The following is a 25,182-nucleotide window of genomic DNA, read 5'->3' as shown; positions in this document are numbered from 1 at the left end:
AGTCTCCCCTACGTACGCTGGCCCCATGGAGACGGGGAGCCCGGCGGAGACCGGGGTGGCGGGGGACGAGCCGGTGTGGCGGGGACTGCCGCCGGGGCTGCTGCGCATGCGCCGGCTGCTGCTGGTGGTGTGGACGGGCGTGCTCGCCCTGGCGGCGGGGCTGCTGCCGGGCCTGCTCGCGGGACCGGCCTGGGCCGCCTTCGCGCTGCTCCCCCCGGCCCTGGCCGTGTGGTGCTGGCGGCTGCTGGGCCGCAACTGGCGCTCCTGGCGGTACGCCGAGCGCGCCGACGACCTGCTGATCCGCCGCGGCGTGCTGTGGCGTGAGGAGACCGTGGTGCCGTACGGGCGGATGCAGCTCGTGGAGGTCACCTCCGGTCCCCTGGAGCGCTACTTCGGGCTGGCCAGCGTCCAGCTGCACACCGCGGCCGCGGCGACCGACGCGGTCGTCCCGGGCCTGGAGCCGGCCGAGGCGGAACGGCTGCGCGACCGGCTCACCGAGCTGGGCGAGGCCCGGTCGGCGGGGCTGTGACGGCCCCGGCCCCCGGCGACGCGCCGGACCGCCCGCCGGCCGCCGAGCGGCGGCTGCACCCCGTCACCCCGTTCCGGCGGGCCTGGGCGCCGGTCGCCGTCCTCGCCGGCTGGGCCGTGCACGACCCGAGCGCGGCGCAGGAGCAGTTGGCGCGGCTGACCGGCACCATGCTGCTCGTCGGGCTCAGCGTGCTGGTCCCGGCGGCCGGTCTGTACGGCTTCCTGTCCTGGTGGTTCACGCACTTCGCGGTCACGGACGGCGAACTGCGCATCCGCACCGGCCTGCTGTTCCGGCGCACCGCGCACATCCGGCTGGAGCGCGTCCAGGCGGTCGACGTCACCCGGCCGCTCCTCGCGCGGGTGGCGGGGGTGGCCAAGCTGCGCATCGACGTCGTCGGCGCCGCCAAGAAGGACGAACTGGCCTTCCTGGGCGAGCGGGAGGCGCGCGCCCTGCGCGCGGAACTGCTCGCGCGCGCGGCGGGCTTCGCTCCCGAGACCGCGCGCGAGGTCGGCGAGGCGCCGGCGCGGCAACTGCTGCGCGTGCCGCCGCGCGCGCTGGTGGTCTCCCTGCTGCTGACGGGCGCCACCTGGGGCTCACTGGCCGCCGCCCTGGTCGTACCGCCCCTGCTGTGGCTCGCCACGCACAGCGTGTGGACGGTCCTCGCCACCGCCCTGCCGCTGCTGGGCGCCGCCGGCGCGAGCAGCGCGGGCCGGTTCGTCGCCGAGTACGACTGGTCGGTGGGCGAGTCCGCGGACGGGCTGCGCATCGACCACGGGCTGCTCGACCGCGCGCACGAGACGGTCCCGCCGGGCCGGGTCCAGACGGTGCGCGTCGTGGAGCCGCTGCTGTGGCGGCGGCTGGGCTGGGTGCGGGTGGAGCTGGACGTGGCCGGATCGGACAACTCGGTGCTGGTGCCGGTCGCCCCACGCGCCGTCGCCGAGTCGGTCACAGCGCGCGTGCTGCCCGGTGTGAGCGTCCCGGCGTCGCCGGCCCGGCCGCCGCGGCGGGCCCGCTGGTGCGTGCCGGTGTGGTGGCGCGGGCACGGCCTCGCGGTCACGGACGCGGTGTTCGCCGCCCGGCACGGCCTGCTGCGCCGCCGGCTGTCCCTGGTTCCGCATGCCAAGGTGCAGAGCGTACGGCTCACCCAGGGGCCCTGGCGGCGGCTGTGGCGGCTCGCCGACGTGCACGTGGACACCGGGGCCGGCCGGACCGTCACGGCCCGGCTGCGCGACGCGGACGAGGCCGCCCGGCTGCTGCGCGCCCAGGCGGAGCGCTCCCGCACCGGCCGCCGGGACGCCCGCCCGGACCGCTGGATGTCCTGAGCGGGGCGGCCTCCGGACCCGACGGAGCCCGGCTCCCCTCGCGGGGCGCCGGGCTCACGGGTTCGCCGTGCGGGCTCAGGAGGCCGCGCTGCGCAGTCCCTGGACGTCGATCTGTTCCGTCTCGTCGTGCGCGGTCAGGTCGATGACCTGGCCGACGCCGCGCGCCTGCTCGTCGGCGGTCTTGAACTCGGCCTCGGCCTCGGCCTTGTGCAGGGCGAGGGCCTCCTGACCGACGACGTCCGCCAGGTCCTCGTTCTGCACGGACTCCAGCGCCTCGGACGAGGTGTGCTTGTGGGTGCCGAAGAAGTCGAACCCGCCCTCGACCGCCGGACGCCGGGCGGGCGCGGCCGGTACGACGGCCACCGCGGTCGGCACCGTGAAGTGCCCCGCGGGCTGCCGGCCGGCGGGCTTGGCGGGCTCGGCCGGCGCCGTCGTGGTGGCGGCCGGGCGCGTGTGCTCCCCGGCCGCCCCGGGCTTCCCCCGCGCCTCGTCCTCCTGGACGGCGCCCTCGCTCCGGGGGGAGCCGGCCGCCTCGGTCACGCCCTCCGGGGCGCCCTCTCCTTTGGCGGCCGCCCCGCGCGGCGCGGGCGCGGCGGACCGGGGCCCGGCCGGCGTTCCGGCGGCGGACTTCACGAACGCGGCGTCGGTGACGGCCCTGCCGGGAGCCTCGGCGTCCGGATTCGCGGGCTCCTCGGGGGAGGCGTCGACGTCAGGGTCGGCGGAAAGCTCGGCATCGAGCCCGGCGGACGCCTCGGCGTCGGTTGCGGCGGACGCCTCGGCCTCGGCGTCGGTTCCGGCGGAAGTCTCGCCCTCGGCGTCGGTCCCGGCGTCGAACCGGGCCAGTGCCGTCGCGGCCCGGAGGTAGAGCCGCGAGCCCTCGGGCGAGAACACCGCGTCGTGCTCCGGCTTCTGCGCCCCGGCCGGCTCCACCGTGACCGCCGCGTCGGCGGTCTCAGGGGACTCGGGCTCGGTCGGTGTCTCCGGCTCGGCGCTGCGCGCGGGCGGCAGCGCGAGCGCGCCGGACGGCTCGCCCGCCTCGATCTCCAGCAGCCGGCGCCCCTCCAGGGCGCTCGCCCGCTCGGTCTCGGCGGTCGCGTAGCGGCGCAGCAGGGCCGCGTGCTCGTTGCGCAGCCCGGCCAGCTCCGCGCGCTTGGCGCGCAGCCGCCGCTCCAGCTTGGTGCGCAGCTCCCGCGACTCCTCCAGGTCGGTCTCCAGTTCGGCGACCCGCTCCTCGAAGCGCCACTCGTCGCTGGCACGCGCGCGTGTGAGGTCGGCGACCTGCTTGCCCGCGTGGGTGTCCCAGCGGCGCATCACGACGGCGCCGGCGACGGCGGTCGCCGCGGCGGCCGCGGCCAGCACGCGCAGCACCGTGGTCTCGGAGAACACCCAGGGACCCAGCGCGCAGACGACGGAGACTCCGGCGATCGCCGACGGTGGCAACAGCCGGTGCAGAGGCGGGGAATGGCGGTGGCGTCCACGTGGCATGGCCAGAAACTTACCGCGCGTAGGCGAATCATGGGTCCCCGCCCCGTAAAAACACGGCCACACCCACGGCTTCGCCGGCCACGGCGGCACCGGGGATCAGCGGTCGCTGAGCCGTCCGCTGATCCACTGCAGCGTCGGCGGGATCTCCCGTCGCCAGGTGTTGAAGTTGTGCCCGCCGCTGTCCAGGATGATCGACGAGATCCGGGTCCGGTTCGTGGCCTTCACCCGGTCTATGAACCTGAGCGTGTCCCGGTAGTTGTGCTCGCCGACGCGGCTGCTGGTGACGAGCAGTGAGGTGTCCGGCGCGGGGGCGTGCTTGAGGACCCACCACAGGTCGGCGCGGTCGCGCAGGTTCCGGTCGCCGTGGAAGAGGTCACCGGTCGTCGGGTCGACCGGCGCCTTGTAGTACGGCGACAGGCCCGCTCCGGCCGCGTACACGCCCGGGTGGTGCATGGCCAGCTTCAGCGCGCAGTAACCGCCGGTGGAGTCGCCGATGACGCCCCAGCTCCCGGGCCGCTTCCCCACCCGGTAGTGGGCGAGCACGGCCTCGGGGAGGTCTTTGGCGAAAAACGTCTCCGTCCGCGGGCCGCCCGGGACGTCGACGCACTCGGTGTCCCGCGGCGGCGCCACGGTCGGCCGCAGCATCACCAGGATCATCGGCTGCATCCGCCCGTCCTTGGCCAGCTCCTGCGCCGTACGCGGATAGTGCAGTTTGTTCACCAGCGCCTGCGCCGTGCCGGGGTAACCGGTCAGCACGACCGCCGCCGGGAACGTACGCGTGCGGTACCGCGGCTGGAAGTACTCGGGGGGCAGGTAGACGTAGGCGGGCGAGGCGATGCGGGATCCGCGGCCCACGATGGCGACCCGCTGTATCTGTCCGGCCGTGCGCGGGCCGCCCGTCACGCCCGGCACCGACGAGGTGGAGAGCACCTGCAGCGGGCCGCCCGGGCCGCCGCCCGAGGAGTGGTCGACGACGACGCCCTGCTCGGTCTCCCGGCCGAACAGGTCCGCCCAGTCCGCGTAGAAGCCGAAGGCCTGGTTGGCGCCGATCCCCAGGGAGGCGAAGAGGGCCAGCTGGGTGGCGAGGAGCAGACCGACGCGCCCGCTGACGGCCCGCCAGCTCCGCCGGGCGAGCCGTGGCCACAGCCACACCGTGGCGACGAACAGAGCCGCGGCGAGCACGATCGCCAGCAGCAGCACCTTGTTGCTCGTGAGACCCATGGGCTGTTTCCGCCTGCGCTTTCCGCCCGTGTCCAGCCCACACCTCGTCGCGAGGGCTTGTCCGGGGCTTTCCTTGGCCTTTGACCCGGCTTTCCGGAGGGGAGTGAACCTCTCTCCCCGAGACACCGTCCTAGAGGGCGCAATGTCGCCGGATGCCCCGATCGGCACCGGGTTCAAGGTCTCTCGCAGAACTACGGGATGCGATGTCTGTCAGGATAGATGGGGAAATGTCGGGCGAGGTTCCGAGCCGATCAAGCCGGGCGCGGCGCATCCTGCGCGGCCCGCGCCCCGAGGCCGTTCCCACCCTGGTCGCCAGAGCGTGCGCCGTCGTCGGCGTGCTGGACATCGCCGCGGGCGTCTTCCCCCGCTTCCGCCACAGCCGTATGCACGCCATGGCCGAGGTGCTGCCCGGCTCCTTCGGCCCCTTCGCCGCGGCCCTCTCGCTGAGCGCCGGCGTGCTGTTGCTGCTGCTCGCGCACGGGCTCCGGAGGCGCAAGCGCCGGGCGTGGCGGGCCGCCGTCGCGCTCCTCCCGGCAGGCGCGGTGGCCCAGTTCGGCTACCGGCACTCCCTCATCGGCATGCTCATATCGGTGGCGCTGCTGGTGCCGCTGCTGCGCCACCGCGACGAGTTCGCCGCCCTGCCCGACCCCCGCAGCCGCTGGCGCGCGCTCGCCAACTTCGTCCTGATGAGCGCCGGTTCGCTCGCCCTCGGCCTGGTCATCGTCAGCGTCCACCCGGACCGGACGGTCGGCGACCCGAGCCTCGCCGACCGCCTGACACACGTCCTGTACGGCCTGTTCGGCTTCGAGGGCCCGGTGGACTACACCGGCAGCACCTCGTGGACCGTCGCCTTCTCCCTCGGCGCGCTCGGCTGGCTCACCACGGCCACCACGGTCTACCTGGCCTTCCGCCCCGAGCACCCGGCCGCCCGGCTCACCGAGGAGGACGAGGCCAGGCTCCGCGCGCTGCTGCACCGGCACGGCCGGCGCGACTCCCTCGGCCACTTCGCGCTGCGCCGGGACAAGGCGGTCGTCTTCTCCCCCAGCGGCAAGGCGGCCGTCACCTACCGCGTCGTCTCCGGCGTGATGCTCGCCAGCGGCGACCCGATCGGCGACGTCGAGGCCTGGCCCGGCGCCATCGAGCGCTTCATGGACGAGGCGCGGGCGCACTCCTGGACGCCCGCGGTCATGGGCTGCTCCGAGACGGGCGGCGAGGTGTGGACCCGCGAGACCGGCCTCGACGCCCTGGAGCTGGGCGACGAGGCGGTGGTCGACGTGGCGGATTTCTCGCTGGCCGGACGCGCGATGCGCAACGTGCGCCAGATGGTCAAGCGCATCGAGCGGGCCGGCTACGAGACCCGGGTACGGCGCATCCGTGACCTCGGCGACGCCGAACTGGAGCGCATCCGCCGGGCGGCGGAGGACTGGCGCGGCACCGACACCGAACGCGGCTTCTCCATGGCGCTCGGCCGCATCGGGGACCCCGCCGACGGCGACTGCCTGATCGCCACCGCCCACAAGCGCGAGGAGGAGCCCGGGGAGTACGGCGACCTGAAGGCGATCCTGCACTTCGTGCCCTGGGGCGAGGACGGCGTCTCGCTGGACCTCATGCGGCGCGACCGCAGCGCCGACCCCGGCATGAACGAACTGCTGATCGTCGCCGCCCTCCAGGCCGCCCCGAAGTTCGGCGTCACGCGGGTCTCGCTGAACTTCGCGATGTTCCGCTCCGCCCTCGCGCGCGGGGAGAAGATCGGCGCGGGACCGGTGCTGCGCGCCTGGCGCGGGCTGCTCGTCTTCCTCTCCCGCTGGTTCCAGATCGAGTCGCTGTACAAGTTCAACGCCAAGTTCCAGCCCCGGTGGGAGCCCCGCTTCGTCGTCTACCGCGCCTCGTCCGACCTGCCCCGCATCGGCTTTGCCGCCATGCAGGCCGAGGGCTTCGTCGACCTCGCCCTGCCGCTGCCGCGCTTCCTGCGCCGGCGCGGCGCGGCCGTCCGGCGCCCCTGCGCGCACGCGGTCGTGGAGCACGACGTCCGGGCGGCCTGAGCCGCCCGGCGGACGGTCCGGCCGCCGCCGCGCCCGGCACCGGCACAGACGCCACCGCGCGTTCGCGGCACCGCCCTGGGCCTACGCTGAAGGTATGAACAACCTCAGCGGACGCGGCCGAGTGGCGGGCCTTCCGGCATGGGACCGGTGTGCGGTCATGGGCGTCGTGAACGTGACCCCCGATTCCTTCTCCGACGGCGGCCGCTGGTTCGACACGAGCGCCGCCGTCAAGCACGGCCTGGAGCTGGTCGCCCAGGGCGCGGACCTGGTCGACGTCGGCGGCGAGTCCACCCGCCCGGGCGCCACCCGCGTCGACGAGGCCGAGGAACTCAGGCGCGTCATCCCCGTCGTCCGCGGTCTCGCCTCCGAAGGCGTCGTCGTCTCCGTCGACACCATGCGCGCGCGTGTCGCCGAGCAGTCCCTCGCCGCCGGCGCCGCCCTGGTCAACGACGTCAGCGGCGGCCTCGCCGACCCCGCGATGATCCCCGTGGTCGCCGCCGCCGGCGCGCCCTTCGTCGTCATGCACTGGCGCGGCTTCCTCGAGGGCGGCAACGTCCAGGGGGCCTACGAGGACGTCGTCGCCGAGGTCGTGGACGAACTGCACGCGCGCGTGGAGGCCGTACTGGCGGGCGGCATCGCCCCCGACCGCATCGTCGTCGACCCCGGCCTCGGCTTCTCCAAGGAGGCCGAGCACGACCTCGCCCTCCTCGCCCACCTCGACCGGCTGCGCGCCCTCGGCCACCCGCTGCTCGTCGCCGCCTCCCGCAAGCGGTTCCTCGGCCGGGTCCTCGCCGGCCCGCAGGGCGCGCCACCGCCGGCCCGGGAACGCGACGCCGCCACCGCCGCCGTCTCCGCGCTCGCCGCACAGGCCGGCGCCTGGGCGGTCCGTGTGCACGAGGTGCACGCCAGCGCCGACGCGGTACGGGTCGCGCGCGCCGTGGAGGGAGCGCGCGCGGAGCGGTCCCCGCGGGGCGCGGGCGGCGAGCACGGGGCGGAAGGAACCCGGTGAGCGCCCCCCACACCGACGTCGAGCAGGTGGAGGCCGCCAACACCGCCTTCTACGAGGCGATGGAGCGCGGGGACTTCGAGGAGCTGACCTCCCTCTGGCTCGTGCCCACCGACCTGGGCGTCGACGAGGAGTACCACGATCCGGCCGACACCGGCGTGGTCTCCTGCGTCCACCCCGGCTGGCCGGTGCTCACCGGCCGCGCCGAGGTCCTCAGGTCGTACGCGCTGATCATGGCGAACACCGACTACATCCAGTTCTTCCTCACCGACGTGCACGTCTCGGTCACCGGCGACACCGCCCTGGTGACCTGCACCGAGAACATCCTCAGCGGCGGCCCGGCCCCCGAGGAGGGCGCGGAGCTCGGCCCCCTCCTCGGTCAGCTCGTCGTCGCCACGAACGTCTTCCGCCGCACGCCCACCGGCTGGAAGCTCTGGGCCCACCACGCCTCACCCGTGCTGACCGAGTCCGACGAGGAGGACGAGAACGGACAGGACGGGGTCAACGGCGTGAATCCGGACGACGACTCCCTGCTCTGAGCCGGCGCGCGGCCCGCGGGAGCCCGGAAGTGGTTGGAATCACGAACCTGGGGTAGGAGCCGCTACCAGCCCATGACGTGGCCGGGTTCCCCAGGGAGAACGCGCGATGAAACCTCCGGGCGCCGGCCCGCGCCGCGCCCCGGCGCCCCGGCTCCGCCGGCGCCCGCAGGTAGATTCGTCCCAGGCCGGTGTGCCGTCCGCACATGGCACCGCCCGGCCGTTCCCGACGATTGCAGGAGTGATTCGCGTGGATCGTGTCGCGCTGCGCGGCCTGAGGGCCCGCGGGCACCACGGCGTGTTCCCCAAGGAGCGCGAGGAAGGCCAGACCTTCCTCGTCGACCTCGTCCTCGGCCTGGACACCCGGCCGGCCGCGGCGGACGACGACCTGACGAAGACCGTGCACTACGGCATCGTCGCCGAGGAGGTCGTGGCCGTGGTCGAGGGAGAGCCGGTGAACCTCATCGAGACCCTCGCCGAGCGGATCGCCCAGACCTGCCTGAAGCACGAAGGGGTCGAGGAGGTCGAGGTCTGCGTCCACAAGCCGGACGCCCCGATCACCGTGCCCTTCGACGACGTGACCGTCACCATCACCCGGAGCCGAGTATGACCCGACCTTTCACCCAGGGTCACAGCGACCCGACCGTCCAGCCGGTGCCCGCCGCGGTCGTCGAGCAGGTCGACGCCGCCGACACCACGCTGAGCAACCCCAAGCGGGCCGTGATCTCCATCGGCTCCAACCTCGGCAACCGCCTGGAGACCCTCCAGGGGGCCGTCGACGCCCTCGAGGACACCCCCGGCGTCCGCGTGAAGGCCGTCTCCCCGGTCTACGAGACCGAACCCTGGGGCGTCGAACCGGGCTCGCAGCCCTCCTACTTCAACGCGGTCGTGGTGCTCAAGACCACGCTGCCCCCGTCCTCCCTGCTGGAGCGGGCGCACGCCGTCGAGGAGGCCTTCCACCGGGTCCGCGACGAGCACTGGGGACCGCGCACGCTGGACGTCGACATCGTCGCCTACGCCGACGTCACCTCCGACGACCCGCTGCTGACCCTCCCCCACCCGCGCGCCCACGAACGCGCCTTCGTGCTCGCGCCCTGGCACGACGTGGACCCCCAGGCGCAGCTCCCCGGCCGGGGCCCGGTGGCCGATCTGCTGTCGGGCGTCACCCGCCACGGCGTCGAAGCACGCGCGGACCTGGAACTCCGACTGCCCGAGTAGTCGTTAAGGTCAAGACGACCACAGTCCGGGACGGTCCGGGGGAGCTGAAGGGACACCGTGAAACAGCTGCGCATCAGGGTGCTGGCAGGCGTGTTCGTCGTGGCCGGCGTCCTGTCCTGGGCGGGCGCCCGCCTCTGGAACTCGGTCGGGACCCTGCCCAGCGTCCCCCTGGCCGCCCCCGTCGTCCTCGCCCTGATCGCGGTGGTCCTGCTCGCCACGGCGCTCTCGCTGCGGGCCCGCCTCAAGGCGCAGCGCGAGCGCCGGCCGGGCGCCAAGGGCGTCGACCCCCTGATGGCCGCCCGGGCGGTCGTCTTCGGCCAGGCCAGCGCCCTGGTGGCCGCCCTCGTCGCCGGCATGTACGGCGGCACGGGCGTCTTCCTCCTGGAACTCCTCGACATCCCCGCCCGCCGCGACCAGGCCGTCTACGCCGGCTTCTCGGTCCTGGCGGGCATCGCCGTCATAGCGTCGGCCATGTTCCTAGAGCGGGTCTGCAAGCTCCCCGAGGACGACGACCAGGACCGCACGGGCGCGGAGCCGGTGGCCTGACCACCGGCCCCGGCGGGAGCCCTCAAGGAGCCGTAACGGCCCGGCGGCCGTGTCAGTGCGCGATTATCAGGCTCATCGCCTCGGCGCGGGTCGTGGCGTCCCGGAGCTGGCCGCGGACCGCCGAGGTGGTGGTCTTGGCGCCGGGCTTGCGGATGCCGCGTACGGACATGCACATGTGCTCGGCCTCGATGACGACGATCGCGCCGCGGGCCTCGAGGATCCGGACGAGGGAGTCCGCGATCTGCGTGGTGAGCCGCTCCTGCACCTGCGGGCGGCGCGCGAACACCTCGACCAGGCGGGCGAGCTTGGACAGTCCCGTGATCTTGCCGTTCTCGGCCGGGATGTAACCGACGTGCGCCACGCCGTGGAACGGCAGCAGGTGGTGCTCGCACAGGCTCACGATCTCGATGTCCTTCACCAGGACCATCTCGTCGTGCCCGAGGTCGAAGGTCGTGGTCAGCACGTCCTCGGGCTCCTGCCACAGACCGGCCAGGAGCTCCCGGTACGCCCGCGCGACCCGGGCCGGGGTGTCCCTCAGCCCCTCGCGGTCCGGGTCCTCGCCGACCGCGATCAGGAGTTCCCGAACGGCGCTCTCGGCGCGCTTCTCGTCGAACTCGCCGATGAAGCCTTCGCCGGCCAGCGTCACGGGGTCGGTCATCTGATGCCTCGTTCCTGTACGTCTTGCCGCGGGCACAAGAAAATGCCGCACCCCCCAGGCTAGAACCTGGGGGGTGCGGCGTTCATTCCGGGCCCATCGGCCGGAACGTCAGCTCTCGGGGCGGTCCTCCGGGGTCTGCTCGGTCACCGGGGCGGTGTCCGAGGCCGTGGACTTGGCCGTGCTGATGGCCGCCGTCGCGCCGTTCGCACCGTTGGTCAGTGCCAGCTCCTTGGGGGAGAGCACCGGCGGGCGGGTGGAGGGGGTGCGGCGGGAGGAGCCGGTCCACGCGGGCCGCGGCGGGCGCTTGTGGATCGTGGCGAAGACCTCGGCGATCTCCTCCTTGCCCAGGGTCTCCTTCTCCAGGAGGGCCAGGACGAGGTTGTCGAGCACGTCGCGGTTCTCGACCAGGATCTCCCAGGCCTCGTTGTGAGCGGTCTCGATGAGCTTCTTGACCTCTTCGTCCACCAGCGCGGCGACCTCTTCGGAGTAGTCGCGCTGGTGAGCCATCTCACGCCCGAGGAAGGGCTCGCTGTTGTCCCCGCCGAACTTGATCGCGCCGAGCCGCTCGGTCATGCCGTACTGCGTGACCATCGCGCGGGCCAGGTTGGTGGCCTTCTCGATGTCGTTGGCGGCGCCGGTGGTCGGGTCGTGGAAGACCAGTTCCTCCGCCGCACGGCCGCCCAGCATGTAGGCGAGCTGGTCGAGCATCTCGTTGCGGGTGGTCGAGTACTTGTCCTCGTCCGGGAGCACCATCGTGTAGCCCAGGGCGCGGCCCCGGGACAGGATGGTGATCTTGTGGACCGGGTCGGAGTTGGGGGAGGCCGCCGCGACCAGGGCGTGACCGCCCTCGTGGTACGCGGTGATCTTCTTCTCCTTGTCCGACATGATCCGGGTCCGCTTCTGCGGGCCCGCGACCACACGGTCGATCGCCTCGTCCAGCGCCTTGTTGTCGATCAGCTTCTGGTCACCGCGGGCGGTGAGCAGGGCCGCCTCGTTCAGCACGTTGGCGAGGTCGGCGCCGGTCATGCCGGGGGTGCGGCGGGCGACGGCGGCCAGGTCGACGTCGGGCGCGACCGGCTTGCCCTTCTGGTGGACCTTGAGGATCTCCATGCGGCCCTGCAGGTCCGGCGGGTCGACGGCGATCTGCCGGTCGAAGCGGCCGGGGCGCAGGAGGGCCGGGTCGAGGATGTCGGGCCGGTTGGTGGCCGCGATCAGGATGACGCCGCCCTTGACGTCGAAGCCGTCCATCTCGACGAGCAGCTGGTTCAGCGTCTGCTCGCGCTCGTCGTGTCCACCGCCGAGGCCGGCGCCGCGGTGGCGGCCGACCGCGTCGATCTCGTCGACGAAGACGATCGCCGGGGCGTTCGCCTTGGCCTGCTCGAACAGGTCGCGGACCCGGGAGGCGCCGACACCGACGAACATCTCGACGAAGTCGGAGCCGGAGATCGAGTAGAAGGGGACTCCGGCCTCGCCGGCCACGGCGCGGGCCAGCAGGGTCTTGCCGGTGCCGGGACGGCCGTAGAGCAGCACGCCCTTGGGGATCTTGGCGCCGACGGCCTGGAACTTGGCCGGCTCCTGCAGGAACTCCTTGATCTCGTGGAGCTCCTCGACGGCCTCGTCACAGCCGGCGACGTCGCTGAACGTCGTCTTCGGGGTGTCCTTGGTGATGAGCTTGGCCTTGGACTTGCCGAAGTTCATGACCCGGGAGCCGCCGCCCTGCATCTGATTCATCAGGAACAGGAAGACGACCACGATGAGGACGAAGGGCAGCAGGGACAGCAGGACGCCGAGGAACGGGTTCTGCTTGGACGGCGACACCGTGTAGCCGTCCGGGATCTGCTTTTCCTGGTACTTGCTCTGCAGCGTGCTGGCGATGGTCACGCCCTGGTCGCCGATGTAGCTCGCCTGGATCTTGGAGCTGCCGTCGACCTTCTGACCATCCTTGAGCTCGACCTTGACGGTCTGCTCGTCACCGGTGGTGAGCTTGGCCGACTGGACCCTGTTGTCGTTGATCGCCGCCACGACCTGGCCGGTGTCCACCGTCTTGTAGCCGCCGGACGAGCCGACGACCTGCATCAACACGACCACGGCAAGGACGGCCAGCACGATCCACATGACCGGCCCACGGAAGTATCGCTTCACGTCCATCCATACGGAGCGGTGTCGCCCCGTCCCTCCTGCCATAGTGAGTTTGATAAGACAGTTCTTCTGACGGTACCCCAGCATCGTTGTCCGAAGCCGCACGGAGCGGCATCGACGGCCGGCAATCCCGTCTCTGCATGCTCCAACGCGGAGAAACCCGCTGGGGTTCCCGGTCGTCCTACAGGGAATGGCCCGGTTGGCTCAGCCGCCGTAGACGTGGGGCGCGAGCGTACCGACGAACGGCAGGTTGCGGTACTTCTCGGCGTAGTCGAGGCCGTAGCCGACGACGAACTCGTTCGGGATGTCGAAGCCGACCCACTCGACGTCGATGGCGACCTTCGCGGCGTCCGGCTTGCGCAGCAGCGTGCACACCTTGAGGGAGGCGGGCTCGCGCGAGCCGAGGTTGTTGATCAGCCACGACAGGGTCAGGCCGGAGTCGATGATGTCCTCGACGATCAGGACGTGCCTGCCCTTGATGTCGGTGTCGAGGTCCTTGAGGATGCGGACGACACCGGAGGACTGGGTGCCCGCGCCGTAGGAGGACACGGCCATCCAGTCCATCGTGACGGGGGTGGACAGCGCCCGGGCGAGGTCCGCCATGACCATCACCGCGCCCTTGAGGACGCCGACGATGAGCAGGTCCTTGCCCGCGTACTCCGCGTCGATCTTCGCGGCCAGCTCGGCCAGCTTCGCGTCGATCTCTTCCTTGGTGATGAGTACCCGCTGAAGGTCGGCACCCATGTCGTTCGCGTCCACCCGCATCACTTTCGGTCGTCCCGCACTTACGGCCGCACTCGCGTGCTCCGGCTGCCCCGCCTTCCGGAGGGGTCCCTCCGGAGCCGCGATGTCAGCTCTGCCGAATCACCAGTCTGCCACCCTGGCGGCGGGCGACGACTTTGCCCGGGAGATTGATGACTCCCTGGCCGCGCCATCCGGTGATGAGCCGGTCGACTTCCTCGATGTGGCGGGCGAAGAGGGACCCGGCCGGGGCGCCGGCCGCGATGGCGGCGCGGCGCAGGATGCGGCGGCGTACGGCGGGCGGGAGGGCGTAGAGCTTGGCGCACTCCAGGAGGCCGGTGGCGTCGCGCACGGAGGGCTCGGCCTGGCTGGCCCAGGTGTCGAGGGCGTCGGCGTCGTCGCGGGAGAGCTGGGCGGTGCGGGCGAGCGCTTCCACCACGCCCTTGCCGAGGGCCTTCTCCAGGGCGGGCAGGCCTTCGTGCCGGAGCCGGGAGCGGGTGTAGGCGGGGTCGGTGTTGTGCGGGTCGTCCCAGACCGAGAGGGACTGGGCCATGCAGGCCTTGCGGGCGGTCTGCCGGTCCAGGGTCAGGAAGGGGCGCCGGTAACGGCCGCCGGCCCCCGAGACCGCGGCCATTCCGGACAGGGAGCGGATGCCGGAGCCGCGGGCGAGGCCGAGCAGGACGGTTTCGGCCTGGTCGTCGCGGGTGTGGCCGAGCAGGACGGCGGTGGCGCCGTGGCGTTCGGCCGCCGCGTCCAGGGCGGCGTAGCGGGCGTCGCGGGCGGCGGCCTCGGGCCCGCCTTCGCGGCCGACGGTCACGGCGATGGACTCGACGGGGTCGAGGCCGAGTCCGCGCAGCTTGAGCACGACCTCGTCGGCGCGCAGTCCGGAGCCGGGCTGGAGGCCGTGGTCGACGGTGATGCCGCCGGCGCGGATGCCGAGTTTGGGGGCTTCGAAGGCGAGGGCGGAGGCGAGCGCCATGGAGTCGGCGCCGCCGGAGCACGCGACGAGCACGAGCGGGGAGGGGGGCCGCTCGGCCGGACCCCGCCCGGCGGCGGTCCGGACCTGCCCGGTGCTGCTTGTGTGGTCGGTCAGGATGTCGTGGAGGACGCGGCGGACCGCCAGGCGTATCGCCGCGACCGATGGATGGGGACCCATGTCCGGTTCCCTTCATGAAGTTTTCGGGGGGTGAGCCCGAGGGTCGGTCACTCAGAGTGTGTCGATGGTGACAGAAGCGGGCCGTTCCCCGAGCATTGCACGCCTACCCATGGCTCACGGTCCCTCGGACGGGTGATTGGAGGGGCGTTCGCCTGCCGTCGGCCGGATTCGTCTCACGGCGTCGCGGCGTGGTTCACGACTCGGCCTTGCGGTGCACCCGTGCGACCCAGTCCGCCGGTTTGGCGATCTCCGCCTTGGTGGGCAGGGTGTTGGGCGAGGTCCAGACGCGGTTGAAGCCGTCCATGCCGACCTGGTCGACGACGGCGCGCACGAAGCGCTCGCCGTCGCGGTACTGCCTGAGCTTGGCGTCCAGGCCGAGCAGCTTGCGCAGGGCGAGGTCGAGCCGGGAGGCGCCCTTGGCGCGGCGCTGCTGGAACTTCTCGCGGATCTCGGCGACGCTCGGCACGACCTGGGGGCCCACCCCGTCCATCACGAAGTCGGCGTGCCCTTCGAGCAGGGACATGACGGCGGTGAGGCGGCCGAGGATCTCGCGCTGGGCCGGGGTCTGCACCAGTTCCACGAAGGAGCGCCCGCCGTCGTCCTCCTCGCCCTCGGGACGTCCGCCGGCGAGGGACTGGGCGGCCTCCCGGACGCGTTCCAGGACGGTCATCGGGTCGACGTCGGTCTCCGCCAAGAACGACTGGATCTCGCCCTCGAGATGGTCGCGGAGCCAGTGCACGGCGGTGAACTGGGTGCGGTGCGTCTCCTCGTGCAGGCACACCCAGAGCCGGAAGTCGTGGGGGTGGACGTCGAGTTCGCGTTCCACGTGGACGATGTTGGGCGCGACGAGGAGCAGCCGGCCGCCGCCGTTCTCCCCTGCGGGCAGGTCGCGGGAGGCGGGGGCGAAGGTCTCGTACTGGCCGAGGACGCGGGAGGCCAGGAAGGACAGCAGCATGCCGAGTTCGACGCCGGTGACCTTGCCGCCGACGGCGCCGAGGACGGCGCTGCCCGGGTTGCCGCCGCGCCGTTCCTGCATCTTGCCGAGGAGCGGCTTGAGGAGTTCCCGGAAGCCGGCGACGTTGGCCCGGACCCAGCCGGGGCGGTCGACGACGAGGACGGGGGTGTCGTGGGTCTCCTCGGTGGCCAGCCGGGTGAAGCCCCGGACGTGCTCCTCCGAGGCCTTGGCGTGCCGGCGCAGTTCCGCGACGACGTCCCTCGCCTCGTCGCGGCTGACTTCGGGGCCCGGTCGTACGAGCCGTGTCGCGGTCGCCACCGCGAGGTTCCAGTCGACCATCCCGGGAGATGCGGTGCCACCGAAGCTCGTCATGCGTCAACGGTACGTGAGCGGTCCCATTTCGGGCAGGCCGTGCGAGGCGTTCCGGGTCGCCCGCGGCAGGGGCCGCCCGGGCCGGTGGTGGCTATCCGCAGCCGCAGCCCGCGAGGGCGGTGGCCGTCCGGTCCAGGGCCGACTGGGCCTCCTGGGCGCTGGTGGTGCCGGAGGCCATGAAGGCGAAGGCGAGCAGGTGGCCGTCGCGGTCGACGGCCGTGCCGGCCAGGGTGTTGACGCCGGTGAGGGTGCCGGTCTTCGCCCGCACGACGCCGGCCGCGCCGTCGGTGTAGCGGTCGGTGAGGGTGCCGGTGAAGCCGGCGACGGGGAGGCCGGTGAGGACGGGCCGCAGGCCCGGGCGGGCGGGGTCGCCGGCCTTGACCAGGAGGGCGGTGAGGAGGTTCGCCGTCAGCCGGTCCTCGCGGTCGAGGCCGCTGCCGTCGTGGAAGGAGGCGCCGGCCAGCGGCAGGCCGAGCTTGCGCAGCTGGAGGGCGATGGCCTTGGCGCCGCCGGAGAAGCTGCCCGCCTGGCCGCTCGCGAGGGCGGTCTGGCGGGCCAGGGTCTCGGCGATGTCGTTGTCGCTGTTGGTGAGCATGCGCTCGACGAGGGTGGCGAGCGTGGGCGAGGAGACGGTGGCGAGGGTCTCGGCGCGGCCGGTGGCCTTGGAGGGGCCGGGGGGCGTGGTCTCGACGCCGGCATCGTGCAGGAAGCCCGCGAACTTGCGGGCGGCGTCCGCGGCCGGGTCGGCGACGCGGGCCGCGGGCCCGCTGGTGGAGGCGTCGGTGCGGCCCTCGTCGACGGTCAGGGCGCTCACCGGGGCGAGGTTGTCGTTGACGCCGATCGGGTGCAGGGCGGGGCCGGAGAAGAGCGTGGTGTCGTAGGAGAGCGTGATCTTGTGGATGCCGCGCTTGGCGAGGGTGGCGGCGGTGTCGGCGGCGAGGGTGCGCAGGCTCGCCCAGTCGCCGGCGTCGCGGTGCGCGGTGAGGGTGGGGTCGCCGCCGCCGGCCAGGACCAGTTCCCCGGTGTCGGGTTCGAGGGCGGCGCGGGTGGTGAAGCGGTGGTCGGAGCCGAGGGCGGACAGCGCGGCGACCGCGGTGGCGATCTTCGTGGTGGAGGCGGGGGTGAGGGCCTGGTCGGCCCCGGCGGCGTAGAGCCGCGTGCCGGTGGTGACGTCGACGACGGCCGCGCCGCGGCCGGAGCCGAGCGCCGGGGCGTCCAGCAGGGGCCCGAGGACGTCCGTGAGGGCCTGCCGGCCGGGCGGGGCCTTCTTGGTGCTGACGGTGCCGGTGGTGCCGCCCAGGCCCGCGAGGACGGCCGCGGCGCTCGGCGCGGCCTGGGGGGTCTGGGCGTTCGTGCCGGATCCGCCGTGATCTGCGCCACCTGATCGCTCCAGGGCGACCGCCCGGTCCCGCTCGGCCGTACGCTGACCGTTGGCGTCCCAGGGACCGGCGGCGGTCACCACCGCGGCGGCCAGTGCCAGCCCGGCGGTGGCGGCGCCCGCGGTGTACTGCCAGGTCCTGTCGGCCCGCCGGCGGGGGAGGTGCGCGAGTTTCGGGCGCACGGCCTTCGTCAGCCGCGCGATCCGCGGTTTCGCGGCCGTCGCGGCACGCGCCAGGCGCGGTCGTACGGCGTCCGCGATCCGCCGCACATGCGGTCCCGCGGCACGCCAAGGCCTCTGCTCTGGCACGACCACCAGCCCCTTTCGCGATCACACACCTGCGTGAGGGACACTTAATCACCAGAACTATGTGTTGATCATGGAGGAGCCACCGGTGGAGTTCGACGTCACGATCGAGATCCCGAAGGGTTCGCGCAACAAGTACGAGGTGGACCACGAGACCGGTCGGATCCGCCTGGACCGTCGTCTCTTCACCTCGACCGCCTACCCGACCGACTACGGCTTCGTCGAGAACACCCTCGGCGAGGACGGCGACCCGCTGGACGCGCTGGTCATTCTTGACGAGCCGACCTTCCCGGGCTGCCTGATCAAGTGCCGCGCCATCGGCATGTTCCGGATGACGGACGAGGCCGGCGGCGACGACAAGCTGCTGTGCGTCCCGGCCACCGACCCGCGTGTGGAGCACCTGCGCGACATCCACCACGTGTCGGAGTTCGACCGCCTGGAGATCCAGCACTTCTTCGAGGTCTACAAGGACCTGGAGCCCGGCAAGTCGGTCGAGGGCGCCAACTGGGTGGGCCGCACGGACGCCGAGATCGAGATCGAGCGGTCGTACAAGCGCTTCAAGGAGCAGGGCGGCCACTGACCGGCCGGTTTGCCCGACACGGGCCGCGGCACCCTGGTGGGGTGGCGCGGCCCGTCTGCGTGTGCGTGCGCATACTGGGGCCTGCGGAAGGTGTCGTTCAGGAAGCGGTGCGAGGTGACGGAGGCGGAGGACCGCAAGCCCCGGTCGGACGAGGCGCGGACCACGTACGACCCGGAGATCACGTCCGAGTTCGCCCTTCCCGAGGGACTGGCGGTCCCCAGGGGCGCGGGCGAGTCGGAGACCACGTCCGAGTTCGCGGTGCCCGAGGGGCTGCAGGCGCCGCAGCCGCCGAGCGCCGAGCCGGAGGGCTCGGCGTTCAGCCTGCCGCGCACCTACAGCGCCAAGGACGCGCTGGCGGCATTCACCCCGGCGACGGGGGTGCCCGCGGTCAGCCTGATCAAGGACGCGCCCTGGCAGGACCGGATGCGCACGATGCTGCGCATGCCGGTGACCGAGCGGCCGGCGCCCGAGCCCGTGCAGCGGACCGAGGACGAGGGCCCGGCGGTTCCGCGCGTGCTCGACCTGACCCTGCGTATCGGTGAGCTGCTGCTGGCCGGCGGCGAGGGCGCCGAGGACGTGGAGGCCGCGATGTTCGCGGTGTGCCGGTCCTACGGCCTGGACCGGTGCGAGCCGACCGTCACCTTCACGCTGCTGTCGATCTCCTACCAGCCCTCGCTGGTGGACGACCCGGTGACGGCCTCGCGCACGGTACGGCGGCGCGGCACCGACTACACCCGGCTGGCGGCCGTGTTCCACCTGGTGGACGACCTGACCGACCCGGAGACCCATGTCTCCCTCGAGGAGGCCTACCGCAGGCTGGCGGAGATCCGCCGCAACCGGCACCCGTACCCCGGCTGGGCGCTGACCCTGGCCAGCGGGCTGCTGGCCGGTGCGGCCTCGGTGCTGGTCGGCGGTGATGTGATCGTGTTCGTCGCCGCCGCGCTCGGCGCGATGCTCGGCGACCGGCTGGCCTGGTTGTGCGCGGGACGCGGGCTGCCGGAGTTCTACCAGTTCACGGTGGCGGCGATGCCGCCGGCCGCGATGGGGGTGGCGTTCTCGCTGACGCACATCGGCGTCAACGCGTCCGCGGTGGTCACCGGTGGGCTGTTCGCGCTGCTGCCCGGGCGGGCGCTGGTGGCGGGGGTGCAGGACGGTCTGACGGGCTTCTACATCACCGCGTCCGCGCGGCTGCTGGAGGTCATGTACTTCTTCGTCGGCATCGTCGTCGGGGTGCTGGTCGTCCTGTACTTCGGGGTGAAGGTGGGCGGCAAGCTGGATCCCGACGCGGCGCTGGGCGGCATCACCGAGCGGCCGCTGGTCCAGATCGCCGCCTCCATGGTGCTGTCGCTGACGTTCGCCGTGCTGCTGCAGCAGGAGCGGTCCACCGTGCTGGCGGTCACGCTCAACGGGGGCGTGGCCTGGTCGGTGTACGGCGCGATGCACTCACCGAACGCGGGCGGGATCTCACCGGTGGCCTCGACGGCGGTGGCGGCCGGGCTGGTGGGGCTGTTCGGGCAGTTGCTGTCCCGGTTCCGGTTCGCGTCGGCGCTGCCGTACACGACCGCGGCCATCGGGCCGCTGCTGCCGGGTTCGGCCACCTACTTCGGGCTGCTGAACATTGCGCAGAACGAGGTCGACAAGGGGCTGGTGTCGCTGGCCAAGGCGGCGTCCCTGGCCATGGCGATCGCCATCGGGGTCAACCTGGGGTCGGAGATCTCCCGGCTGACCCTGCGGGTCGGCTCCGCCGGCAAGCGGCGGGCGGCGAAGCGGACCCGCGGTTTCTGACGGTCTCAGCGGGAGCGGTGGTCGCCCTGGCCGCCGTAGGGGTACTGGTTCGGGTCGTACTGGTTCGGGTCGTACCCGTTCGGGTCGTGTCCGTTCTGGCCGTACCCGTTCTGGCCGTACTGGTTCTGGTCGTATCCGCCGCGGTGGTACCCGTCCTGGTCGTACCGGGGTCCGTTCTGGCCGTGCCCCTGACCCTGCGGGTGCTGGTCGTACCGCGGCTGCTGGTGCTGCCCCTGGCCGTGGTGACGGTCGCCGTCGTAGCCGCCCTGGTCCCAGTGCCGACGCTCCTGCTGGTGCTGCTGCCCGTAAGGCTGCTGGTAGGGCTCCTCCGGCTCGATGCGGCGCAGGCGGGTCGTCGCGTCGTCCATGGACGGCTGCCCGTGGAACTGGGGCACCGGGTGCTGCCGGGCGGGCCGGTCCTCGGCCGCCTCCCGCTGCGCGGCCTTCTTGTTCTTGCTGCGCGCGCGCAGGTACTCGATCGCGATCGGGATCACCGACACGAGGACGATCAGGATGAGGATCGCCTCGATGTTGTCCCTGACGACCGCGTGCTGTCCCAGCCAGGAGCCGAGCAGGGTGACGCCCGCGCCCCACAGGACGCCGCCGATGACGTTGAAGGTCAGGAACGAGCGGTACCGCATGCCGCTGACGCCGGCGACGATCGGCGTGAACGTGCGCACGATGGGCACGAAGCGGGCCAGGACCAGGGACTTCGGGCCGTACTTCTCGAAGAACTCGTGCGCCTTGGCGACGTTCTCCTGCTTGAACAGCCGTGAGTCCGGCCGGCTGAACAGGGAGGGCCCGACCTTCTTGCCGAACATGTAGCCCGCCTGGTCGCCGAGGATCGCGGCGAGGCAGATCAGGGCGATCGCGCCCCACAGCGGGAAGTCCAGCTTGTCCGAGGTGATCAGCAGACCGCAGGTGAACAGCAGCGAGTCACCCGGCAGGAAGAAGCCGATGAGCAGGCCGGACTCGGCGAACACGATGAGCAGCAGGCCCCAGATGCTGTAGGTGTCCAGCAGGTACTGGGGGTCCAGCCAGCTCGGGCCGAGGGCGAGTGTCGTCACGGGTCCGGGCTCCTGAGGGGGTGAGGCGGCTACGGCGTCAATGGGGGGCCGCACAAAGCTACCAACGTGGAGCGACCGCCCCGGGTTCCACCTGTGTCTCCAGGATGCACTGCGGTGCGACCGGGAGAAAGCTGTGGCTCATGGGACTCGATGACTACGGCGGCGGCCAGGGGCCGCAGCCCGACGTGCTGGTCGTGACCACGAACGACGTGCCCGGCTACCGGGTGCAGCAGGTGCTCGGCGAGGTCTTCGGGCTGACCGTGCGCTCGCGGCACCTCGGCAGCCAGATCGGCGCCGGGCTGAAGTCGATGATCGGCGGCGAGCTGAAGGGGCTCACGAAGACTCTCGTGCAGACCCGCAACCAGGCCATGGAGCGGCTGGTCGAGCAGGCACGCGCGCGTGGCGCCAACGGCGTGCTGATGTTCCGCTTCGACGTCACCGAGGCGGCGGACGTGGGCACGGAGGTGTGCGCCTACGGCACGGCCGTGGTGCTGGCCCGGGAGTAGGCGTCCCGGGCCGGCGGATCACGCCGTGTGGCGGTCGGCGTTGGCGGCGATCGCCTCGCTGAGGTGGTCGGCGAAGCCGGGCCGGGTGGAGTCGTAGTACGCCTTGAAGCGCTCGTCGGCGACGTACATCGCGCCCAGGCAGCGGTGCATGGCGTGCGGGCACTCGTAGTACCACCGGTCGATCTGCCGGCGGTGCTCCTCGGCGAGGTCCATGGCCGCCTCGTCGTCCGGCCGTCCGCCGGCGGCCATCAGGGCGACGTAGCGCGCGGTCCAGTCGTCGTTCTCGGCCCGCATGCGCTGCCAGTCGTCCTTGGTGTAGCGGGCGGCGCGGGCTTGCGACTCGGCGTAGGCCGCGGTGCCGCCCCAGCGCCGCTCGGTCTCCTCGGCGTACTGCTCGGGGTCGTTGTCCCCGAAGACCTCGAACCGCTCCTCGGGGCTGAGGTTGATGCCCATCGTGCGTGCCTCCATGGCGTGCTCCACGGCCGCGGCCATCTTCTGCAGCTTCTCGATCCGGGCGGTCAGCAGGTCGTGCTGGCGGCGCAGGTGCGCGCGCGGGTCCGCGTCCGGGTCGTCGAGCAGGGCCGCGACCTCGTCGAGCGGGAAGCCGAGTTCCCGGTGGAACAGGATCTGCTGGAGCCGGTCGAGGTCGGCGTCGTTGTAGCGCCGGTGGCCGGCGTGGGTGCGCTCGCTGGGCACGAGCAGGCCGATCTCGTCGTAGTGGTGCAGGGTGCGCACCGTGATTCCGGCGAACCCCGCGACCTGTCCCACGGAGTAGCTCACTTTCCGCTCCTTCGTCGTCGGTACGGCCACCACGCTGAGGCCTCACGTCACGTGAGGTGCAAGCCGGACGCGCTCCGGATGTTGGCGGCGTCGTGTCCGCCTATCGTGACGACGTGACCCAGGACACAGGGCAGCAGGCCCGCTCGACCCGGCCGGCGAGCCCGGCACGGGCGCTGCTGCCGCTGATCCTGCCCGCCGTGGCCGTCGGCGTGGCGGCGAGCCTCGTCTACGTCGGCCTGAGCCTCGGAGCGGAGCAGCTGCAGCGTGTGCTGTGGAGGCCGCTGCCGCACGCGCTCGGCGTGGGCCCCTACTCGGTGCTGTGGATGTTCGTCATGCTGGTGGCCACCGGGCTCGCCGTGGGGCTGGTGGTGTGGAAGGTGCCGGGCCACGCGGGTCCGGATCCGGCGACCACCGGTCTGGACGCACCGGTGCTGCCGCCGCCGGTGCTGCCGGGACTGGTGCTGGCGACCGGGCTGATGCTGGCGGGCGGCCCGAGCCTCGGCCCCGAGAACCCGATCATCGCCGTGAACGTCGGCCTGGCGGCCTGGCTCGGCGGGCGTCTGCTGTCCCGGATGCCGGGCGCGCTGTGGCCGATGCTGGCGGAGGCGGCGACGATCGGCGCGCTGTTCGGCACCCCGGTGGCGGCGGCCCTGGTCATCTCCGAGGCGCTGGCCGGGCGGCCGGTCCGCGGGCTGCTGTGGGACAACCTGTTCGCACCGCTGATCGCGGCCGCCGTCGGGGCGCTGACCACCTCGCTGCTGTACCGGCCGGCCTTCGACCTGGGGCTGCCGCCGCTGGGCCGCCCGCGCTGGACGGACCTGCTGGCGGTCCTGGTGCTCGCCTCGGTGGCCGCCCTGCTCGGCATGTGCGCCGTGCGCGCCTTCCCCTTCGTCCACGCGGCCTTCCAGCGGCTGCGGCACCCGATGCTGATGCTGCCGGCGGGCGGTGTCGTGCTCGGCGCCCTGGCCGCCGTGGGCGGTCACCTGACCCTGTTCAAAGGGCTGACGGAGGTCGGCGAGCTGGCGCACGACCCGACGGGCTGGTCCGCCGGGCAGTTCGCCGGCATGGCCGTGGTGAAGCTGGCGGCGCTGCTGGTCGCGGCCTCCTGCGGCTTCCGCGGCGGCCGGATCTTCCCCGCCGTCTTCGTCGGTTCCGCGCTCGGTCTGAGCGCCCACGCGCTGGTCCCGGCCGTGCCCGCCGCGGTGGGCGTGTCCGCGTGCGTGCTGGGCATGCTGCTGGCGATCACCCGGCAGGGCTGGGTGAGCCTGTTCACGGCCGCCGTCCTGGTGGCCTCCCCCGCCATCATCGCCCTGCTCTGCATCGCGTCGCTGCCGGCCTGGCTGCTGGTGACCGGGCGGCCGCAGATGCAGCTGCGCGGTGACGGCGGCTCCGTCCGCTGATCCCATCCCCCCGTCTGGAGGCACGTCATGGCCCTGCACAAAGGTTCGGAGAAGCACGAAGAACGCCTGATGTCGGTCAACCCGTTCTTCGGTGAGGCCAATCCGGTCGGCGGGATGACCGAGGCCCCGCCCACGCACCGGCTCCCGGACACCCCGCTGCCGCCGTCCACGGCGTACCAGCTGGTCCACGACGAGCTGATGCTGGACGGCAACTCGCGGCTGAACCTGGCCACCTTCGTCACCACCTGGATGGAGCCGCAGGCCGGGGTGCTGATGGGTGAGTGCCGGGACAAGAACATGATCGACAAGGACGAGTACCCGCGCACGGCCGAGCTGGAGCGGCGGTGCGTGGCGATGCTCGCCGACCTGTGGAACGCCCCGGACCCGTCGGCCGCCGTGGGCTGTTCGACCACGGGCTCCAGCGAGGCCTGCATGCTGGCCGGGATGGCGCTCAAGCGCCGCTGGGCGCAGCGCAACACCGACCGCTACCCGGGAGCCCGCCCGAACCTGGTCATGGGCGTCAACGTCCAGGTCTGCTGGGAGAAGTTCTGCAACTTCTGGGAGGTGGAGGCACGGCTGGTGCCCATGGAGGGCGACCGGTTCCACCTGGACCCGCAGGCGGCGGCCGAGCTGTGCGACGAGAACACCATCGGTGTCGTCGGCATCCTCGGCTCCACCTTCGACGGGTCGTACGAGCCGATCGCGGAGCTGTGCGCGGCCCTGGACGCCCTCAAGGAGCGCACCGGTCTTGACGTCCCGGTGCACGTGGACGGGGCCTCCGGGGCGATGATCGCGCCGTTCCTCGACGAGGACCTGGTGTGGGACTTCCGGCTGCCGCGGGTGGCGTCGATCAACACCTCCGGGCACAAGTACGGCCTGGTCTACCCGGGTGTCGGCTGGGCGCTGTGGCGGGACAAGGAGGCGCTGCCCGAGGAGCTGGTCTTCCGGGTGAACTACCTGGGCGGCGACATGCCGACGTTCGCCCTGAACTTCTCCCGCCCCGGCGCCCAGGTCGTCGCGCAGTACTACTCGTTCCTGCGGCTGGGCCGCGACGGCTACCGGGCGGTGCAGCAGACGACACGGGACGTGGCGCGGGCGCTCGCCGGGAAGATCGAGGCGCTCGGCGACTTCAGGCTGCTGACGCGCGGGGACGAGCTGCCGGTGTTCGCGTTCACCACCCAGGCCGGCCTGCCCTACGACGTCTTCGACGTCTCCCGGCGGATGCGCGAGCACGGCTGGCTGCTGCCCGCCTACACCTTCCCGCCCGACCGCGAGGACCTGGCGGTGCTGCGGGTGGTGTGCCGCAACGGCTTCTCCCACGACCTGGCGGACCTGTTCGTGGACGACCTGGCCCGCCTGCTGCCGGAGCTGCGCCGGCAGCCGCACCCCCTCACCAAGGACCGGGAGGCGGCCACCAGCTTCCACCACTAGGGGACCTCGTCCGGACCGGGCCG

Annotated in this window: 23 protein-coding genes; 13 read left to right on the top strand and 10 right to left on the bottom strand. The window is 72.7% G+C overall.

The window, feature by feature from the left end:
* The first annotated feature begins 25 nt into the window (after positions 1–25).
* The gene (locus ACFYU0_RS14410) at positions 26–529 is read left to right on the top strand and encodes a PH domain-containing protein (protein WP_351667283.1); all 504 of its coding nucleotides are present in this window, start codon (positions 26–28) and stop codon (positions 527–529) included.
* Positions 526–1,851, top strand: a complete 1,326-nt coding sequence (locus ACFYU0_RS14405) for a PH domain-containing protein (RefSeq protein ID WP_389300821.1) — start codon at positions 526–528, stop codon at positions 1,849–1,851. Before ACFYU0_RS14410 ends, ACFYU0_RS14405 begins: the two co-directional genes overlap by 4 nt.
* Positions 1,852–1,926: 75 nt before the next feature.
* On the opposite strand, the gene ACFYU0_RS14400 is transcribed toward ACFYU0_RS14405, so the two are convergent.
* Positions 1,927–3,336: a hypothetical protein gene (locus ACFYU0_RS14400; protein WP_389300819.1), complete on the bottom strand. Its 1,410-nt coding sequence runs from the start codon at positions 3,334–3,336 to the stop codon at positions 1,927–1,929.
* A 96-nt stretch (positions 3,337–3,432) separates the two neighbouring features.
* Positions 3,433–4,557 carry an alpha/beta hydrolase gene (locus ACFYU0_RS14395; RefSeq protein ID WP_389300817.1) on the bottom strand — a complete coding sequence of 375 codons (1,125 nt, stop codon included), beginning with the start codon at positions 4,555–4,557 and terminating at the stop codon, positions 3,433–3,435.
* A 227-nt stretch (positions 4,558–4,784) separates the two neighbouring features.
* Here ACFYU0_RS14395 and ACFYU0_RS14390 point away from each other — a divergent pair, with 227 nt between their 5' ends.
* The 6 genes from ACFYU0_RS14390 to ACFYU0_RS14365 all read left to right on the top strand — a co-directional run bounded on the left by ACFYU0_RS14390 (position 4,785) and on the right by ACFYU0_RS14365 (position 9,905).
* Positions 4,785–6,599, top strand: coding sequence for a phosphatidylglycerol lysyltransferase domain-containing protein (locus ACFYU0_RS14390; RefSeq protein WP_351667291.1), 1,815 nt, complete (start codon positions 4,785–4,787; stop codon positions 6,597–6,599).
* Between the two features lie 94 nt (positions 6,600–6,693).
* The gene (folP, locus tag ACFYU0_RS14385; protein ID WP_389300814.1) at positions 6,694–7,608 is read left to right on the top strand and encodes a dihydropteroate synthase; all 915 of its coding nucleotides are present in this window, start codon (positions 6,694–6,696) and stop codon (positions 7,606–7,608) included.
* The gene (locus ACFYU0_RS14380) at positions 7,605–8,144 is read left to right on the top strand and encodes a nuclear transport factor 2 family protein (RefSeq protein ID WP_389300812.1); all 540 of its coding nucleotides are present in this window, start codon (positions 7,605–7,607) and stop codon (positions 8,142–8,144) included. Before folP ends, ACFYU0_RS14380 begins: the two co-directional genes overlap by 4 nt.
* 247 nt (positions 8,145–8,391) lie before the next feature.
* On the top strand, positions 8,392–8,751 hold the full coding sequence (gene folB, locus ACFYU0_RS14375) for a dihydroneopterin aldolase (protein ID WP_351667297.1): 360 nt from the start codon (positions 8,392–8,394) through the stop codon (positions 8,749–8,751).
* Complete coding sequence (gene folK / locus ACFYU0_RS14370; RefSeq protein WP_143629579.1) at positions 8,748–9,359, top strand: 2-amino-4-hydroxy-6-hydroxymethyldihydropteridine diphosphokinase; 612 nt, start codon at positions 8,748–8,750, stop codon at positions 9,357–9,359. Before folB ends, folK begins: the two co-directional genes overlap by 4 nt.
* Before the next feature lie 57 nt (positions 9,360–9,416).
* A complete protein-coding gene (locus ACFYU0_RS14365) occupies positions 9,417–9,905 on the top strand; it encodes a DUF3180 domain-containing protein (protein WP_351667299.1) in 489 nt (162 codons plus the stop codon).
* A gap of 52 nt (positions 9,906–9,957) precedes the next feature.
* Here ACFYU0_RS14365 and folE read toward each other — a convergent pair whose 3' ends face one another.
* The 6 genes from folE to dacB all read right to left on the bottom strand — a co-directional run bounded on the left by folE (position 9,958) and on the right by dacB (position 17,619).
* Positions 9,958–10,563 carry a GTP cyclohydrolase I FolE gene (folE, locus tag ACFYU0_RS14360; RefSeq protein WP_351667301.1) on the bottom strand — a complete coding sequence of 202 codons (606 nt, stop codon included), beginning with the start codon at positions 10,561–10,563 and terminating at the stop codon, positions 9,958–9,960.
* Between the two features lie 108 nt (positions 10,564–10,671).
* On the bottom strand, positions 10,672–12,711 hold the full coding sequence (ftsH, locus tag ACFYU0_RS14355; RefSeq protein WP_351667303.1) for an ATP-dependent zinc metalloprotease FtsH: 2,040 nt from the start codon (positions 12,709–12,711) through the stop codon (positions 10,672–10,674).
* Positions 12,712–12,906: 195 nt separating this feature from the next.
* Positions 12,907–13,467 (bottom strand): hypoxanthine phosphoribosyltransferase, encoded by a 561-nt coding sequence (gene hpt / locus ACFYU0_RS14350; protein WP_351667305.1) that lies wholly within the window; start codon positions 13,465–13,467, stop codon positions 12,907–12,909.
* Positions 13,468–13,552: 85 nt separating this feature from the next.
* Positions 13,553–14,599: a tRNA lysidine(34) synthetase TilS gene (gene tilS, locus ACFYU0_RS14345; protein WP_351667307.1), complete on the bottom strand. Its 1,047-nt coding sequence runs from the start codon at positions 14,597–14,599 to the stop codon at positions 13,553–13,555.
* Between the two features lie 193 nt (positions 14,600–14,792).
* A complete protein-coding gene (locus tag ACFYU0_RS14340; protein WP_351667309.1) occupies positions 14,793–15,926 on the bottom strand; it encodes a zinc-dependent metalloprotease in 1,134 nt (377 codons plus the stop codon).
* A gap of 91 nt (positions 15,927–16,017) precedes the next feature.
* Positions 16,018–17,619 (bottom strand): D-alanyl-D-alanine carboxypeptidase/D-alanyl-D-alanine-endopeptidase, encoded by a 1,602-nt coding sequence (gene dacB / locus ACFYU0_RS14335; protein WP_351667311.1) that lies wholly within the window; start codon positions 17,617–17,619, stop codon positions 16,018–16,020.
* Positions 17,620–17,698: 79 nt separating this feature from the next.
* Between dacB and ACFYU0_RS14330 the strand changes: the two genes are divergently transcribed.
* On the top strand, positions 17,699–18,190 hold the full coding sequence (locus ACFYU0_RS14330) for an inorganic diphosphatase (RefSeq protein WP_010044289.1): 492 nt from the start codon (positions 17,699–17,701) through the stop codon (positions 18,188–18,190).
* A gap of 114 nt (positions 18,191–18,304) precedes the next feature.
* Entirely contained in the window at positions 18,305–19,975 is a 1,671-nt protein-coding gene (locus ACFYU0_RS14325) for a threonine/serine exporter ThrE family protein (protein WP_389300806.1), read from the top strand.
* A 5-nt stretch (positions 19,976–19,980) separates the two neighbouring features.
* On the opposite strand, the gene ACFYU0_RS14320 is transcribed toward ACFYU0_RS14325, so the two are convergent.
* Complete coding sequence (locus tag ACFYU0_RS14320) at positions 19,981–21,042, bottom strand: VTT domain-containing protein (protein ID WP_389300804.1); 1,062 nt, start codon at positions 21,040–21,042, stop codon at positions 19,981–19,983.
* A gap of 140 nt (positions 21,043–21,182) precedes the next feature.
* Between ACFYU0_RS14320 and ACFYU0_RS14315 the strand changes: the two genes are divergently transcribed.
* Complete coding sequence (locus ACFYU0_RS14315) at positions 21,183–21,548, top strand: YbjQ family protein (protein WP_073901121.1); 366 nt, start codon at positions 21,183–21,185, stop codon at positions 21,546–21,548.
* A gap of 18 nt (positions 21,549–21,566) precedes the next feature.
* Here ACFYU0_RS14315 and ACFYU0_RS14310 read toward each other — a convergent pair whose 3' ends face one another.
* Positions 21,567–22,328, bottom strand: coding sequence for a MerR family transcriptional regulator (locus ACFYU0_RS14310; protein WP_351667317.1), 762 nt, complete (start codon positions 22,326–22,328; stop codon positions 21,567–21,569).
* 113 nt (positions 22,329–22,441) lie between these two features.
* Here ACFYU0_RS14310 and ACFYU0_RS14305 point away from each other — a divergent pair, with 113 nt between their 5' ends.
* Together ACFYU0_RS14305 and ACFYU0_RS14300 are read left to right on the top strand one after the other, a co-directional pair.
* Positions 22,442–23,728: an ion channel protein gene (locus tag ACFYU0_RS14305; protein ID WP_389300801.1), complete on the top strand. Its 1,287-nt coding sequence runs from the start codon at positions 22,442–22,444 to the stop codon at positions 23,726–23,728.
* A 27-nt stretch (positions 23,729–23,755) separates the two neighbouring features.
* Positions 23,756–25,159, top strand: coding sequence for a glutamate decarboxylase (locus ACFYU0_RS14300; RefSeq protein ID WP_389300798.1), 1,404 nt, complete (start codon positions 23,756–23,758; stop codon positions 25,157–25,159).
* Positions 25,160–25,182 lie beyond the last annotated feature (23 nt).

Source organism: Streptomyces sp. NPDC003720, assembly GCF_042875075.1.
In the GTDB taxonomy this organism is placed as follows: domain Bacteria; phylum Actinomycetota; class Actinomycetes; order Streptomycetales; family Streptomycetaceae; genus Streptomyces.
The sequence above is the reverse complement of the archived record's forward strand: the minus strand, read 5'-3'. Positions and strand labels throughout refer to the sequence as shown.